This window comes from Streptomyces sp. NPDC059788, from assembly GCF_042732265.1.
In the GTDB taxonomy this organism is placed as follows: Bacteria; Actinomycetota; Actinomycetes; order Streptomycetales; family Streptomycetaceae; genus Streptomyces.
The window spans coordinates 20,228-33,977 of the sequence record NZ_JBHWHY010000010.1; the positions used below are offsets into that span (position 1 = coordinate 20,228).

General features: G+C 75.5%; 11 protein-coding genes. 7 read left to right on the plus strand and 4 right to left on the minus strand.

The window, feature by feature from the left end; all coding sequences use genetic code 11:
- Positions 1 to 45: 45 nt before the first annotated feature.
- Complete coding sequence (locus ACFV57_RS11050) at positions 46 to 1,005, minus strand: carbon-nitrogen hydrolase (protein ID WP_385228628.1); 960 nt, start codon at positions 1,003 to 1,005, stop codon at positions 46 to 48.
- Positions 1,006 to 1,320: 315 nt separating this feature from the next.
- Between ACFV57_RS11050 and ACFV57_RS11055 the strand changes: the two genes are divergently transcribed.
- The 3 genes from ACFV57_RS11055 to ACFV57_RS11065 all read left to right on the plus strand — a co-directional run bounded on the left by ACFV57_RS11055 (position 1,321) and on the right by ACFV57_RS11065 (position 6,220).
- Complete coding sequence (locus ACFV57_RS11055; RefSeq protein ID WP_385228630.1) at positions 1,321 to 2,322, plus strand: LacI family DNA-binding transcriptional regulator; 1,002 nt, start codon at positions 1,321 to 1,323, stop codon at positions 2,320 to 2,322.
- 185 nt (positions 2,323 to 2,507) lie between these two features.
- Positions 2,508 to 4,835, plus strand: a complete 2,328-nt coding sequence (locus ACFV57_RS11060; RefSeq protein ID WP_385228632.1) for a LuxR C-terminal-related transcriptional regulator — start codon at positions 2,508 to 2,510, stop codon at positions 4,833 to 4,835.
- A gap of 245 nt (positions 4,836 to 5,080) precedes the next feature.
- Positions 5,081 to 6,220 carry an ATP-binding protein gene (locus tag ACFV57_RS11065; RefSeq protein ID WP_385228635.1) on the plus strand — a complete coding sequence of 380 codons (1,140 nt, stop codon included), beginning with the start codon at positions 5,081 to 5,083 and terminating at the stop codon, positions 6,218 to 6,220.
- 64 nt (positions 6,221 to 6,284) lie between these two features.
- On the opposite strand, the gene ACFV57_RS11070 is transcribed toward ACFV57_RS11065, so the two are convergent.
- On the minus strand, positions 6,285 to 6,923 hold the full coding sequence (locus ACFV57_RS11070; protein WP_385228637.1) for an HD domain-containing protein: 639 nt from the start codon (positions 6,921 to 6,923) through the stop codon (positions 6,285 to 6,287).
- Between the two features lie 304 nt (positions 6,924 to 7,227).
- On the opposite strand from ACFV57_RS11070, the gene ACFV57_RS11075 reads away from it, so the two are divergent.
- Complete coding sequence (locus ACFV57_RS11075) at positions 7,228 to 8,196, plus strand: GlxA family transcriptional regulator (RefSeq protein WP_385228640.1); 969 nt, start codon at positions 7,228 to 7,230, stop codon at positions 8,194 to 8,196.
- A 130-nt stretch (positions 8,197 to 8,326) separates the two neighbouring features.
- A complete protein-coding gene (locus ACFV57_RS11080; protein ID WP_385228643.1) occupies positions 8,327 to 9,466 on the plus strand; it encodes a PP2C family protein-serine/threonine phosphatase in 1,140 nt (379 codons plus the stop codon).
- On the opposite strand, the gene ACFV57_RS11085 is transcribed toward ACFV57_RS11080, so the two are convergent.
- Positions 9,447 to 10,034: a TetR/AcrR family transcriptional regulator gene (locus ACFV57_RS11085; RefSeq protein WP_385228646.1), complete on the minus strand. Its 588-nt coding sequence runs from the start codon at positions 10,032 to 10,034 to the stop codon at positions 9,447 to 9,449. The genes ACFV57_RS11080 and ACFV57_RS11085 overlap by 20 nt on opposite strands.
- Before the next feature lie 205 nt (positions 10,035 to 10,239).
- Here ACFV57_RS11085 and ACFV57_RS11090 point away from each other — a divergent pair, with 205 nt between their 5' ends.
- Together ACFV57_RS11090 and ACFV57_RS11095 are read left to right on the plus strand one after the other, a co-directional pair.
- Positions 10,240 to 10,887, plus strand: a complete 648-nt coding sequence (locus tag ACFV57_RS11090) for a peroxiredoxin-like family protein (protein ID WP_385228649.1) — start codon at positions 10,240 to 10,242, stop codon at positions 10,885 to 10,887.
- A gap of 116 nt (positions 10,888 to 11,003) precedes the next feature.
- A complete protein-coding gene (locus ACFV57_RS11095; RefSeq protein ID WP_385228652.1) occupies positions 11,004 to 11,768 on the plus strand; it encodes a class I SAM-dependent methyltransferase in 765 nt (254 codons plus the stop codon).
- Between the two features lie 32 nt (positions 11,769 to 11,800).
- Here ACFV57_RS11095 and ACFV57_RS11100 read toward each other — a convergent pair whose 3' ends face one another.
- Positions 11,801 to 13,402 (minus strand): ABC-F family ATP-binding cassette domain-containing protein, encoded by a 1,602-nt coding sequence (locus ACFV57_RS11100; protein ID WP_385228655.1) that lies wholly within the window; start codon positions 13,400 to 13,402, stop codon positions 11,801 to 11,803.
- Between the last annotated feature and the right edge of the window lie 348 nt (positions 13,403 to 13,750).

The window sequence follows — 13,750 nt, forward strand, 5'->3', positions numbered from 1 at the left end:
GGGCGTTCCCCGGTGTGGGCCGTCCCCGCCCGCCGCCGTACGCCGTCAGTCCGTCGCCGTCAGCGGTCCGTACGCGTCCGGGCGGCGCGTGGTGAGGAACGGGAAGAGCTCCAGCCAGTCGCGGCGGGCGTCCAGGTCGAGGTCGGCCACCAGGACGGCGGGTTCGTCGCGGGGGGCCTGGGCCAGGACCCGGCCGTAGGGGTCGACGATGAAGGAAGAGCCGTAGAAGGTGAGCGGACCCTCGGTGCCGATGCGGTTCGGGACGACCATGAAGGTGGCGTTGGCGACGGCGTTGCCGGTGATCACCTTCTGCCACAGCGGCCGGGTGTCGAAGCCGGGGTGGCCGGGCTCGGAGCCGATGGCGGTCGGGTAGACGAGGACGTCCGCGCCGGCCAGCGAGTAGGCGCGGGCGAGTTCCGGGAACCACTGGTCCCAGCAGGTGGGCAGGCCGAAGGTGGCGTTCTCGACGGCGTACGTGGGAAAGGCGTCGGGGGCGGCCGGGCCGGGGCGGAACCAGTGGTCCTCGTAGTAGCCCTCTGACACGGGGATGTGCGTCTTGCGCGTACGGGCGGCGAGGGTGCCGTCGGGGGCGACCAGGACGGCGGTGTTGTAGCCGAGGCCGTCGGGGGTCACCGCGCCGTCGGGGCCGGGGGCGGGGTCCGCCCGCTCGTACAGGGACGCGTGCACGTGTACGCCGTACTCGCGGGCGGCCTCGGCGGCGAAGGTGACGGTGGGGCCGGTGCGCAGCTCCTCCGGCTCGGCGGGCTCGGGGTGGTCGGCCTTGCGGACCACCGCGAAGTACGGGGAGAGGGTCAGCTCCTGGAGGCAGACGACGCGGGCGCCTTCCGCCGCGGCCAGCCGGATGCCTTCGTTGAGGGCGGCGCGGTGTTCGGCGGGGTCGCGGTGCCAGCGCTGCTGGACGAGGGCGACGCGCAGCGGGGCGCGCTCCGCCGGGCGGGTGCGGCTGGGCGAGGCGGGCGGGGTGAGGGCCGTGATCACACGCATGGGGGCTCCCGGGGGAGGTGCGGGGGGGTGGGGATGAGGTGAGGCGGACGCGTTTCAGGGATTGCCGGAACGTTCCGGCACGAGGCAATGTACGACTGCCGGAACGTTCCGGCAAGGGGTGGAAGCGGCTCCGGGGTGGCTACGGGCCGGTGCCGCCGAAGGCGCGGGGCGCCGGTGGGAGCACCGGCAGAGGCACGGCGAAGGCATCACGCCCGCACCGGTGAAGGCACCGCGTCCGCACCGGCGGGGGCACCGGCGAAGGCACCCCGTCCGCACCGGTGGGCGCCCTCCCCCGTACGTCTAGACTTGCGCCCCGTGACCAGCCGCCGCACCGTGACCCTGCTCGACGTCGCGCGGGCCGCCGGGGTCTCCAAGAGCACCGTCTCCGACGCGCTCCAGGGCTCCGGCCGGGTGGCGGAGGACACCCGCCGCCGGGTCCGCGCCACCGCCGACCGGCTGGGCTACCGGCCCAACAGCGCCGCCCAGCGCCTGCGCCGGGCCGGCGCCGGCGCGATCGGCCTGCACCTGCCGCGCACCGCGACCCGGCTGGACTACTACATGACGCTCGCCTTCGGGGCGGTGACGCGCGCCCAGGAGGACGGTCTGGACATGGTGCTGCTGGCCCCGGACGGCGGGTCCGCCGGGCGGCTCGCCTCACGGGTGGACGGCCTGCTCGTGATCGACCCCGATGCCGCCGACTCCGCCGTGTCCGGCCTGTTCGAAGCGGGTCTGCCCGTCGTCACCGGCGAGCGCTACCCCGGCCCGGCGCCATCCCCTTCCGGTGCGGTGGTCTGCGACAACGCCGCCTCGCTGACCGCGCTGCTGGACCACCTGCGCGAGTCCGGCGCCCGCCGCCCGGCCCTGCTCGCGCCCGCCGGCTCCTCGGCGTGGGCCACCGCGCTGCGCGAGACCGCGGGTGCCTGGGGCCGTGCGCACGGGTGCGAGGTCGCCGTACGGACCGTGCCGTTCGCCGCCACGCCCGACGAGGCGGCGCAGACCGTCACCGGTCTGCTGACGGCCGAACCCGCCGTCGACGCGGTGGTCTGCGCGCCCGACGGCGCCGCCGCCGGCGTGCTGGGCGCCGCCGCCGCACTCGGCCGTACGGCCGGCCGGGATCTGCTCGTCGCCTCCTGTGTGGACGGCGCGGCCCTGCGCGCCTGCACGCCGCCCGTGACGGCGATCGACCTGCGCCCGGACGCGTACGGGCGCGCCTGCGCCGCCCTGCTCTGCGACATCCTGGCCGGCCGCGCCGCGCCCCGGACCGTCCGCCACCACGACTGGTCGCTGCGGGTACGGGCGTCGAGCGGCCCCTCGTAGCGCACCGCCCGCCCTGCGCGGCACCCGGCCCGCCCCGGCCCCAACCGGTCGCAACACGACGGATTCCGCCGGCCGTCCGGTCGCTTCACGTCACCTTCCGCCTGATCCCGTCCTCACGGCCGCCCCGCCGCGCCCGGCGCGCGAGCGCCACTACCTTGGGCCTCCTCGCATGGACGGTGATGCTCATGGCGTTCGGCTCCGCCGGGCCGCGTGGCGGGGCGCTGCCCGCCGAAGTGACGGGCTTCGTCGGCCGATCGGCCGAACTGGACACCGCTGAGCGCTTGTTGGGCCGGGCTCGACTCGTCACGCTGCTGGGCCCCGGCGGCGTGGGCAAGACCCGCCTGGCGCTGCGGGCCGCGGCGCGGGCCGCCGGCAACCACGCGTACGGCGCCCGCCTCGTCGACCTGTCCGGCCTGCGCGACCCGGGCCGGCTGCCGCACACCGTCTCCCGCGCGCTCGGACTGCCCGTACGGTCCACGGTTTCGCCGGTGGATGCGCTGACCGCGTACCTGGCCGAACGCGAACTGCTGCTGGTCCTGGACACCTGCGAGCACCTGCTCGACGCCTGCGCCGCCCTGACCGGCCTGCTGCTGCCCCGGGCCCCGGGCCTGACGGTGCTGGCCACCAGCAGGCAGGCGCTCGACGCGCCCGGCGAGCACGTCCTGCCCGTACCGCCGCTGCCCCTCCCCGTGCCCGGCGGCACGGGCGACAGCGACGCACTGGCCCTGCTCGTCCAGCGGGCCGCCGCCGTCGCGCCCGGCTTCGCCCTGACCGACGACAACCGCGCGCAGGCCGCCGCGCTCTGCCACCGCCTGGACGGCCTGCCGCTCGCCATCGAACTGGCGGCCGTACGGCTGCGGGCCCTGCCGCTCGACCGGCTCCCGGCGCTGTCCGGCGGCACCTTGGCGCTGCTCGGCCTCGGCCGTCCGGCGTTCCCGTCGCGGCACCGGACGCTGCGCGCGTCGGTGGACTGGAGCCACGAGCTGTGCACGCCCGCCGAACGGCTGCTGTGGGCGCGGCTGTCCGTCTTCGCCGGGCCCTTCGGCCTGGCCGCCGTCGAGGCGGTGACCACGGACGCGGAGCTGCCCGCGCACACCGTCCTGGACCATCTGGCCGGGCTCACCGAGAAATCGGTCGTCCTGCGTCCGGACGAGCGGGGTGACCGCTACCGACTGCCCGTCCACCTGCGGGAGTACGGCGCCGAGCGGCTGCGCGCGGACGGCGGGGCCGAGCCGGTCCGTCGCCGCCACATCGCCCACTTCCACGGACAACTGGCGGCGTTCGCGGCCGACTTCGCCGCACCGGACCAGCTCACCCGCTACCGCGCCCTGGCCGCGGACCGCCAGAACCTGCACGCCGCACTCGAATACGCCCTGGCCGACGGCGTTCTGCTGGACCTGACCGCCGTCATGTGGACCTACTGGCTGTGCGCCGGACAGCCCGCCGAGGCCACCACCTGGATGGCCAAGGCCCTGCGGGAGCGCCCGGAACCGTCACAGGAACGGGTCATGACACTCGCCTGGTGCTCGATGTTCACCGGGAACCAGGGTGACCGGGCCGGTGCCTCGGTCCTCGCGGCGGAGGCGGTCGACACCGCCGGCCGCCTGGGGGACGCGCGCGCCTCCGCGTGGGCCGCGCTCGCCGCCTCCGCCGCGCGGTTCCACCACGGCGGCCCGGAGCAGGGCCCGGCCCACGTCCGGGCCGCGGGCGCGCTGATGCGCACGGCCGGGGACCGGGTGGGCGTACGGATCGCCGCCCTGCACCTGAGCTTCGCCCACCTCCTCGCCGGACAGCCCGCGGCGGCGCTCGCCACCGCGCACACCACCCTCGAACTGCTCGGCACGGGCAGCGAGGAGTGCTACGTCCAGGGCTCCCAGCTGTCCACGTGCGGCTTCGCGCACATGCTGCTCGGCGCGCCGACCGAGGCCGCGCACGCGCTGCGCCGCGCCGTACGCCTCAAGGGCTGCCTGGAGGACGTGCTCGGCGTGGCGGCCGCGGCGGAACTGCTCGCCTGGCTCGCGGCCGACGAGGGGCGGGCCCGGCGGGCGGCCCGGCTGTTCGGTGTGACCGCCACGCTGTGGCGGCGCGTCGGGCCGCATCCGATGGTCGGCAACGCGCAGTTGCAGGCCCTGCACGAGCGGTACGAGCAGCGGACGCGCACGGCGCTGGGGGCCCGGCGGTTCGCCGCGCTGTGCGCGGAGGGCGCGGCGCTCCCGCTCGCCGGCGCCGTACGGTACGCCGCCGAGGACGAGCCGGACCCGCCCGGACCGGCCCGCCACCGGGCCCTCACGGCCCGCGCCGCCCTCGTCCCCGGCACCCTGACCCGGCGCGAGCGGGAGGTGGCGGGGCTGGTGGCCACCGGGCTGTCGAACCGCGAGATCGCCGAGCGCCTCGTCATCTCCAAGCGCACCGTCGACGCCCATGTCGAGCACATTCTCGGCAAGCTGGGCTACTCCTCACGGACCCAGGTCACGGCGCTGCTGACCGGGGACGGGGCGCCGGAGAGCGGCTGAGGGCCGGGGTACGCGCCGGAGCCGGGACGCACGGCGATGCCGGGGTGCGCCCCGGCTCCAGGGCGTACGCAGGGGCGCGCGCGGACCGGCACCGGCGCGCGGGGCGTGCTTCCCGAGCAGGCGCGCACCGCACCTAGGTATACCGATTCCGTACGGCTACCGATGCCCGGACGGTACCGGCCGTTCCAGGCTGGCGGTCCCCGCGCACCGACGTGCGCGGGCCCCCACCGCGGAGGCACGGGCCCATGCACAAGCCCCGGATACACCGGCCGGCCGCGCCGGTCGGCCGAGACGCCGCGGCCGCCGCACTCGAAACACGGCTGCGGGCCCAGCGCCTGGTGACGGTGACCGGTCCGGGCGGGATGGGCAAGAGCGCCCTGGCCGCCGAGGTCGCGTACCGCATGGCGGCGGCGGGCCGGTGGGCGGCGGTGGGCTTCGGCGACCTGGCCGCACTGGACGACCCCGGCCTGCTGCCGCACCATCTCGCGCGCGCCCTGCGGCTCGACGGCGACCCCGCCCGCCCGCAGCTCGACGCCCTGGCCCGGACGGTCGGCACCCGGCCGGTGCTGCTGGTCGTGGACACCTGCGAGCGGCTCGCCGACGCCTGCGCCGAGGTCTTCGCGCGGCTGGTGGCCGAGTGCCCCGGCGCGCACGTCCTGGCCACCAGCCGCGTCGCGCCGGGCGCGCCGGACGGCGCGTTCCCGCTGCGCCCGCTGACGCTCGACGCGGCCACCACCCTGTTCCGGGCGGAGGCACGGCAGTTCGGCGCCGAGGACATCGGCCCGGGGCCGGCCCGCGAGATCTGCCGTCTGCTGGACGGACTGCCGCTCGCCGTACGGACGGTGGCGGCGCGGCTGGTCCGGCAGGCCGCGGCGGACCTGCTGGCCGGTCTGTCCCGCCCGGAGTACGTCCTCGATCTGCCCGCCCCCGTCCCCGGCCTCCCCGAGCGCCTGCGCACCCTGCGCGGTTCGCTGCGCTGGAGCCTGCGGCTGTGCACGCCCTTGGAACGGCTGCTGTGGGCCCGGTGCAGCGTCTTCCCGTCCGTCTTCACGGCGCACGACGCGGGCGTGGTGTGCGGGGACGAGCGGCTGCCGCCCGGGGCTCTGGCTGCCGCCTTCGCGGGGCTGGAGCGCCACGCCCTGATCCTGCGGGAGCGGGAACGGGAGGGGATGCCGGGCCCGGAGCGGGAGGGGTTGCCGGGGCCGGAGCCGGAGCCGGGCCCGGAGCCGGTCCGCACGGCCGCGTCGCCGACGTACCCGGCGCCCGGCCCGCCCTTCCGCATGCCGCGCGGCACCCGGGCGTACGGCAGGCAGTGGCTGGTGGAGCTCGGCGAGGAGCGGGAGCTGCTGCGACGCTGTCTGGCGTGGTCGCTCGACCACGGGTGACGGGACGTCACGGCCGCCCGTACTTAGGAGTGTTACGGCGTCCCGTACGCCTCGCCCTCCGCCATCACTCCGGCCAGTCGGAGCCCTTGATCACCTCGACGAAGTCGCCGCGCTCGAAGCCCGGGACGAAGTGGGCGAGGACATCCGCCTTGACGTTGCCGAAGGTGGTCGCGGGCCGGTCCTTGATGCCGTCGGTGAAGGCGGCCAGAATCCGGTTCTTGAAGTCCGGACGCGGGTGCGCCGCGACCACGGCGGCACGCTGCTCGTCGGAGACGGCGTGGTAGCCGATGCCCAGCACGTCCAGTTCCACGCCCCGGGTGACCAGGGCCACCTCGGGGGCCATGTGCAGCGGGATCTCCGGCGTGGTGTGCAGGGCGATCGCCGTCCAGACCCGGTCGGCCGGTTCGCCGGTGATGCCGTGCCGGTGCAGGAAGGCACGGGCCTCGTCGGCGCCGTCGATCTCGAAGCGCTGGTCCGTACGGCGGAACCGTTCGGTCAGCCCGAGGTCGTGGAACATCGCGCCCACGTAGAGAAGTTCCGGGTCGAAGTCCAGCTTCTGCTCCCGTCCGCGCAGCGCCCCGAACAGGAACACCCGGCGGGAGTGGTCGAACAGCAGCGGCGGCGCGGTGTCGCGTACCAGCTGCGTGGCCTCCCTCGTCAGGGCGCTGTCCGGGATGCGTACGCCGGCGATGTCTTCGCTCATGACGTCCTCCTTGGTCTCTTGGTCCGTCGGGCGGTCGGGCGGTCGGGCGGTCGGGCGGTCGGGCGGTCGGGCGACGGTTTCCACTGTCGTCCGGTGCGGCGGGTGATGCCAGGTCCGTACGGACAGGTGGGCCACAGATCCGGACACGGGCCTCCCGCGCCCCCGAGCGCTCCCGCGGGCGGGTGCACACTGACGGCATGTCCCTCTCAGCCCTCCAGCCGCGGATTCGGACATCACGGCGGCCGCCACGGCAGCGGCCGGGGCCGCTCCGACGACGATCGCACCGCCCGAAGGGAGCCGGCGGATGACGCTCCGCGTCGCCTTCCTCGTCTTCGACGGTGTCCGGACGCTCGATGTCAGCGGTCCCGTCAAGGTGTTCCACCAGGCGGCGCAGTTCGGCTGCCCGTACGAGCCGGTGCTCGCCTCCGCCCGCGGCGGCACCGTGACGACGTCCTCGGGCATGGCGCTGGGCGCGACCGTGGCCGCGGCCGACGTCGGCCCCGTCGACACGGTCGTGATCGCCGGGGGCGACCGGCTCGCCGAGGCGCCGCCCGGCGGCGGCGCCGAGCTGCTGTCGGCGGCGTCGGTGCTGGCCGGGCGGGCGGCGCGGGTCGCCTCGGTCTGCAGCGGCGCCTTCGTCCTGGCCGCGCTCGGTCTGCTGGAGGGGCGCCGCGCGACCACGCACTGGCGGCACGCCCAAACGCTCGCCCGGGGCTTCCCCCTCGTACGCGTCGAACCGGACGCGCTGCACATCCGCGACGGCCGGTACTTCACCTCCGCGGGCATCAGCGCGGGCATCGACCTCGCGCTCGCCCTCGTCGAGGACGACCACGGCAGTGACCTGGCCCGGCGGGTCGCCCGCGAACTGGTCGTCTTCATGCAGCGGCCGGGCGGCCAGTCCCAGTTCTCCACGGCCCTGGCCACCCCGCCGGCCCGCAACGGCCTGCTGCGCACCCTCACCGCGGCGGTGCTCGCCGATCCGGCCGCCGACCACAGCCTGTCCGCCATGGCCGCGTCGGCCTCCGTCAGCACCCGGCACCTCACCCGGCTCTTCCGCAGCGAGCTGCACACCACGCCCGCGCGCTGGGTGGAGCGGGTGCGCGTCGACCACGCCCAGCGCCTCGTCCTGGACGGGCTCAGCGTCACCGCGGCGGCCCACCACAGCGGTTTCGGCAGCGACGAGACGCTGCGCCGGGCTTTCGCCCGCCATCTGGGCACGACGCCGACCGACTACCGACGGCGTTTCGGCACGGCGCGCGGGCCCGTTCCGTAGGCGTCGCAAGCCGCGCAACCGTCTCCGTGTCCGCCACCCGCCGGATTCTTTCGTCCATTACGGCTCACGCTGCGTCGCGCCCTGGTTACGCTATTGGGCTCGACGTGTCGCCAGGCGGGCAGGTTTCCCGATGCCGCAGCTTCCCCTGGCCGGGACGGACACCCCGCGCCGCGTCCCGGCCGCAGTCCCCCTCGACCGCTTCTCCCGGCCACTGCGAGGAACGTTTCCTCTCGGCGTCGTGGCGCTCTGCGTCGTCCTCGGCCGCCTGCTCGGCTCGCCCCTCGCCTTCCTCTACCTGCTGCCCGCGACCGCCGCCCTCCCCGCGCTCGGCCGGGCCGGTGCGCCGCAGGTCCTCGCGGCGGGCGCCGCCGCGCTCGCGGGCGTACCGGCCCTCGGCTGGGGGCAGCCCCCGCACCTGGTGCTGGCCGCGTCGGCCGGGGTGCTCGCCGCCACCGCGCTGACCGGCCGGGCCGTGTCCCGGCAGCGCCACCAGGCCACCCGGCTCGACGACCTCGGCCGGCTGGCCCGGGTGACGCAGGCGGCGGTGCTGCCCCGGCCGCCCGAGTCCGTCGGCGGGGTGCGGCTGGACGCGCGGTATCTCGCCGCGACACCCGGCGCCACGGTCGGCGGCGACATCTGCGGGGCGGAGCGCACCCGCTTCGGCGTACGGCTCCTGATCGGCGACGTCTCCGGCAAGGGCCTGGACGTCGTCTCGGCGGCGGCTGAGACCCTGCACATCTGGCGCGAACTGGCCCACCACGAGGCGAGCCTGGCGGGCATCGCGCTGCGCCTGGACACCGCCGTGACCCGCGTCCACCGCAGCGACGGCTTCGTGACCGCCCTGCTCCTGAACGTCGGCGACGACGGCCGGATGGAGGTGCTCAGCTGCGGGCACCCGCCGCCGCTGCTCGTGCGCCGCGGCCGCGCCACCTGGCTGGCCGGCCTGGAACCGGCACCGCCGCTCGGTCTGCTGCGGCTGGCCGGCGACCGGTGCCCGACCGCGGTGTTACGGCCGCGGGCGGGCGACTGGCTGGTGCTGTGCACGGACGGGGTGGCCGAGTGCCGCAACCGGCAGGGGGAGTTCTTCCCTCTCGCCGAGCGGGTGACGGCGCTGTCCGTGCTCGAACCGGAGGCCGTGCTCGACACCCTGGAGGACGACCTCGCCCGCCACCGCGGCGCCTCGGTGCGCGACGACGCGATGCTCCTGCTCATCCGGCCGCCCGTCCGCGAGGAGCCGGACGTACGGGGCGCTACTTCGCGTACGGAGTGAGCGCCGCCGCCACGGTCGCCTCCAGCACCTCGGGATCGGCCCCCGTGCGGGACCGCAGGTTGACCCCGTACGCGAGCAGGGCCAGCAGTTCGGCCCCGGTGTCCGGGTCCACGCCCGGGGCGAGCTGCCCGCGCGCGGCGGCGGTGCGGAGCACCGAGCGCAGCGCGCCAGCCAGCATCTCGTGATGCTCTTCGAGAAGCCGGCGCACGCCGGGTTCGGCGCTGGACGGCCCGGTGTGCGCGTTGGCGACCAGGCAGCCCCAGCGGGCGTACCGGCCCCGGCAGCGCAGGCGGATCAGCTCGGTGAAGAACCCGGTGACGGCGGGCAGGCCTCGGGTGTCCTGTGCCAGCCGCGCGAAGGCGGGCCGGGACCACTGGTCGACGTACCGGCGCAGCGCGGCGAGGTAGAGGTCGTGTTTGCCGCCGAAGGTGGCGTACAGGCTGGAGCGGCTGACGCCGGTGCGGTCGACCACGTCCTGGATGCCGGTCGCGGCGACGCCCCGCTCCCAGAACAGCCGGACCACGGCCTCCAGTGCCGCGTCCGGGTCGAAGTGCTTGATGTCCGGCATCCTCGCGGGCCCGCCGCCTCTCCTCGCACGCTCTCGCGCTTTCTTGAATCAGCTGTTCCAAGATAACGCCGTCCACCCCTTGGCAGCGGCGCCCGCGCCGCCTTAACTTGTAACGACCGTTCCAAGTTCCGCCCGGGTTCCGTACCGGCCTCCGTCCCACGTCCCGTGAACGCCCGCACGCCTCTCAGATCAGGTGGACCAGCCCATGAGCCTCAACGCCGAGTTGCACGCCTTCTACGCCTCCGGCTATCCGCAGCTCCCGGCCGCCGCACGGGCGGTCATGGAACGCGCCGGACGCGAACTGGCCGAGTCCGGACAGGCCGGCGCGGCACCCGGGCCCGGCGCCCAGGCCCCCGACTTCACCCTGCCCGCCGCGGACGGCCGCAAGGTGACCCTGAGCGCCCTCCTGGCCGAAGGCCCGGTCGTGCTCACCTTCTACCGCGGCGCCTGGTGCCCGTTCTGCAACCTCGCGCTCCGGGCCCTCCAGGAGCGCCACGACGCCATCACCGCCCGCGGCGCCCGCCTGGTGGCCGTGTCGCCGCAGGTCCCCGACGAGTCCCTGACCCTCGCCGAGAAGCACGGCCTGGCCTTCGACGTGCTCAGCGACGTGGGCTCCACGGTCGCCGGGCGGTACGGCATCGCCTTCGACCTGCCCGAGGACCTGGCCGCCGTCTACGACTCCTTCGGCTTCGAGATGCAGCGCGTGAACGGCGGGCACCCCCGCACCCTGCCGATCCCCGCCACCTTCGTCATCGACCGCGCGGGTACGGTCCGCTGGTCCTTCGCCGACCCCGACTACGTCAAGCGCGCCGAACCGGCGGACATCCTGGCCGCCCTGGACTCCCTCGCCTGACCCCGTCCACCCCCGGGACCTTGGGAACCCCAGGCGCCCCGGGGCACCCCTCTCTCACTTCACAAACCAACCTAATAGGTGGCAAACCTTCCCGCCCGCCTGAGACCATCCCCCCCATGACCACACGCACCTTCGACGACCTGGTGGCCGAGGCGGAGTCCGTCTCCGTCGAAGGCTGGGACTTCTCCTGGCTGGACGGCCGGGCCACCGAGCAGCGCCCCTCCTGGGGTTACCAGCGCCGCCTGGGCGAGCGGCTGGCGCGGGCCGGCGCCGCGCTGGACATCCAGACCGGCGGCGGCGAAGTCCTGGCGGGCGCCGGGCCGTTGCCGCCCGTCATGGCCGCCACCGAGTCCTGGCCGCCGAACGTCGCGAAGGCGACCGCGCTGCTGCACCCGCTCGGCGCGGTCGTCGTCGCCGACCCGGACGAGCCGCCGCTGCCCTTCGCCGACGGCGCCTTCGACCTCGTCACCAGCCGCCACCCGGCGACCGTGTGGTGGACGGAGATCGCCCGCGTCCTGCGGCCCGGCGGCACGTACTTCGCCCAGCACGTCGGCCCGGCCAGCGTCTTCGAGCTGGTCGAGTTCTTCCTCGGCCCGCAGCCCGAGGAGGTACGGCGCAGGCGCCACCCCGACGACGAGAGCCGGGACGCCGAGGCCGCGGGCCTGGAAATCGTCGGCCTGCGTGCCGAGTCGCTCCGTACGGAGTTCCGTGACATCGGCGCGGTGGTCTACTTCCTGCGCAAGGTGATCTGGATGGTCCCGGGCTTCACGGTGGACCGGTACCGCGACCGGCTCCGTGAACTGGACGCGGAAATCCGGGCGGCGGGGCCGTTCGTGGCCCACTCCACCCGGTTCCTCGTCGAGGCCCGCAAGCCCGGCTGACGGCGCGGGCGCGACGGCCGCGCCCGCCCCCCTCACGCCAGGTCCACCAGCTCCGCGTACTGCCGCCCCCACAGGTCCTCCGTCCCGTCCGGGAGCACCAGCACCCGGTCCGGCCGGAGGGCCTCGACGGCGCCCGGGTCGTGGCTGACCATCACGATCGCGCCGGGGTAGGTGCCGACCGCGGCCAGCACCTCGTCGCGGGAGGCCGGGTCGAGGTTGTTGGTCGGCTCGTCCAGAAGCAGCACGTTGGCGCGCGAGTGGACCAGGCCGGCCAGCGCCAGCCGGGTCTTCTCGCCGCCGGAGAGCACCCGTACCGGCTTGTCCGCGTCGTCCCCGGAGAACAGGAACGAGCCGAGGACGTGCCGGGCCTCGCCGTCGCTCAGGTGCGGCGCGGCGGCGGCCAGGTTCTCCCGGACCGTACGGGACGCGTCGAGCGTGTCGTGCTCCTGCGCGAAGTAGCCCAGCCGCAGCCCGTGCCCGGCCACGACGCGGCCCGCGTCCGGGGCCTCCCGCCCGGCCAGCAGCCGCAGCAGCGTCGTCTTCCCGGCTCCGTTGAGGCCCAGGACGACCAGCCGGCTTCCCCGGTCGACGGCCAGGTCCACGCCGTCGAGCACCTGGTGTTCCCCGTACGCCTTGGCCAGGCCGACCGCTCCCAGCGGAACCCGTCCGCACGGCGCAGGTTCGGGCAGGCGGATGCGCGCGGTCTTCTCGACACGGCGTGCCGGCTCCAGTCCGGCGAGCATCCGGTCCGCGCGGCGGGCCATGTTCTTCGCGGAGACGGCCGTGGCGACGTTCGCGCGCATCCGGTCGGCCTGGGTGTGCAGCGCCGCCGCCTTGCGTTCGGCGTTGGCGCGCTCCCGCGCCCGGCGGCGGTCGTCGGCCGCCCGCTGGTCGAGGTAGGCGTGCCAGCCGGTGTTGTGCACGTCGAGGGCGGCCCGTGCCGGGTCGAGGTGGAAGACCCGGTTGACGGTGTCGGCGAGCAGCCCGGCGTCGTGGCTGATCACCACCAGCCCGCCGCGGTGGGCGGCCAGGAAGCCGCGCAGCCAGTCGGCCGAGTCCGCGTCGAGGTGGTTGGTCGGCTCGTCCAGCAGCAGCGTGCCGTGTCCGGCGAACAGGATGCGGGCCAGTTCCACGCGGCGCCGCTGCCCGCCGGACAGCCCGCCTACGGGCAGCCGCATGACCCGGTCCGGCAGTCCCACTCCGGCGGCGACCCGCGCGGCCTCCGCCTCCGCCGCGTATCCGCCACGCGACTGGAAGGCGTCCTCGGTCCGCGCGTACGCGGCCATCGCCTTGTCCTGCGCGCCCGGCCCCACGGCCTCGGCCAGCCTCTCCGAGGCCCGGTGCAGGTCCCGCACGGACTGGTCCAGCCCGCGCGCGGAAAGAATCCGGTCGGTGACGGTGACGGCCGGATCGGCCGCCCGGGAGTCCTGCGGCAGATGGCCGAGACTCCCCGTACGGACGATGTCCCCGGCGGCGGGCCGCAGCCGCCCCGCCAGGGTGTCGAGCAGCGTCGTCTTTCCGGCCCCGTTGCGGCCGACCAGGCCGACACGGTCACCGGGGGCGATGTGGAAGGAGACGCGGGAAAGCAGAAGACGGGCGCCGACGCGCACGTCGGCACCACGAACGGTAATCATGATTTGACACTCCGGAACAGCTCAAGGACACACGGGTGGCGTGGAAGCGGTGTCCTGAGCTAGGAAATGCGGGGTGTCGACATGGGTCCGAGGCTAACCGGCGGCCCGGCGGGCCGCACGGGGATTTCCGCGGGCCGTATCGGACCGGCGCTTATCGGGGCGGCGCTTATGAGGGTGGCGCCTATCGGGACAGCGCGCGTCGGGGCGGCGCGTTCCGGCGGCGGCGCGGGGCCGGACATCCGAAACGCGGGGGCCGACATCCGCAGGTTGTCCGGCGTCCGGAAGATCCGGAGATCGGCGGCTCCCGGCGGCTCCCGAAACACCCGATACGGGTCTAAGGTTCGCGAC

What these genes read in the sequence shown, in the direction of transcription:
- ACFV57_RS11085 (WP_385228646.1), bottom strand. Translation starts at nt 10,034, where the DNA reads ATGCCGGACATCAAGCACTTCGACCCGGACGCGGCACTGGAGGCCGTG.
- ACFV57_RS11100 (WP_385228655.1), bottom strand. Translation starts at nt 13,402, where the DNA reads ATGATTACCGTTCGTGGTGCCGACGTGCGCGTCGGCGCCCGTCTTCTG.
- ACFV57_RS11095 (WP_385228652.1), top strand. Translation starts at nt 11,004, where the DNA reads ATGACCACACGCACCTTCGACGACCTGGTGGCCGAGGCGGAGTCCGTC.
- ACFV57_RS11080 (WP_385228643.1), top strand. Translation starts at nt 8,327, where the DNA reads ATGCCGCAGCTTCCCCTGGCCGGGACGGACACCCCGCGCCGCGTCCCG.
- ACFV57_RS11065 (WP_385228635.1), top strand. Translation starts at nt 5,081, where the DNA reads ATGCACAAGCCCCGGATACACCGGCCGGCCGCGCCGGTCGGCCGAGAC.
- ACFV57_RS11075 (WP_385228640.1), top strand. Translation starts at nt 7,228, where the DNA reads ATGACGCTCCGCGTCGCCTTCCTCGTCTTCGACGGTGTCCGGACGCTC.
- ACFV57_RS11070 (WP_385228637.1), bottom strand. Translation starts at nt 6,923, where the DNA reads ATGAGCGAAGACATCGCCGGCGTACGCATCCCGGACAGCGCCCTGACG.
- ACFV57_RS11090 (WP_385228649.1), top strand. Translation starts at nt 10,240, where the DNA reads ATGAGCCTCAACGCCGAGTTGCACGCCTTCTACGCCTCCGGCTATCCG.
- ACFV57_RS11060 (WP_385228632.1), top strand. Translation starts at nt 2,508, where the DNA reads ATGGCGTTCGGCTCCGCCGGGCCGCGTGGCGGGGCGCTGCCCGCCGAA.
- ACFV57_RS11050 (WP_385228628.1), bottom strand. Translation starts at nt 1,005, where the DNA reads ATGCGTGTGATCACGGCCCTCACCCCGCCCGCCTCGCCCAGCCGCACC.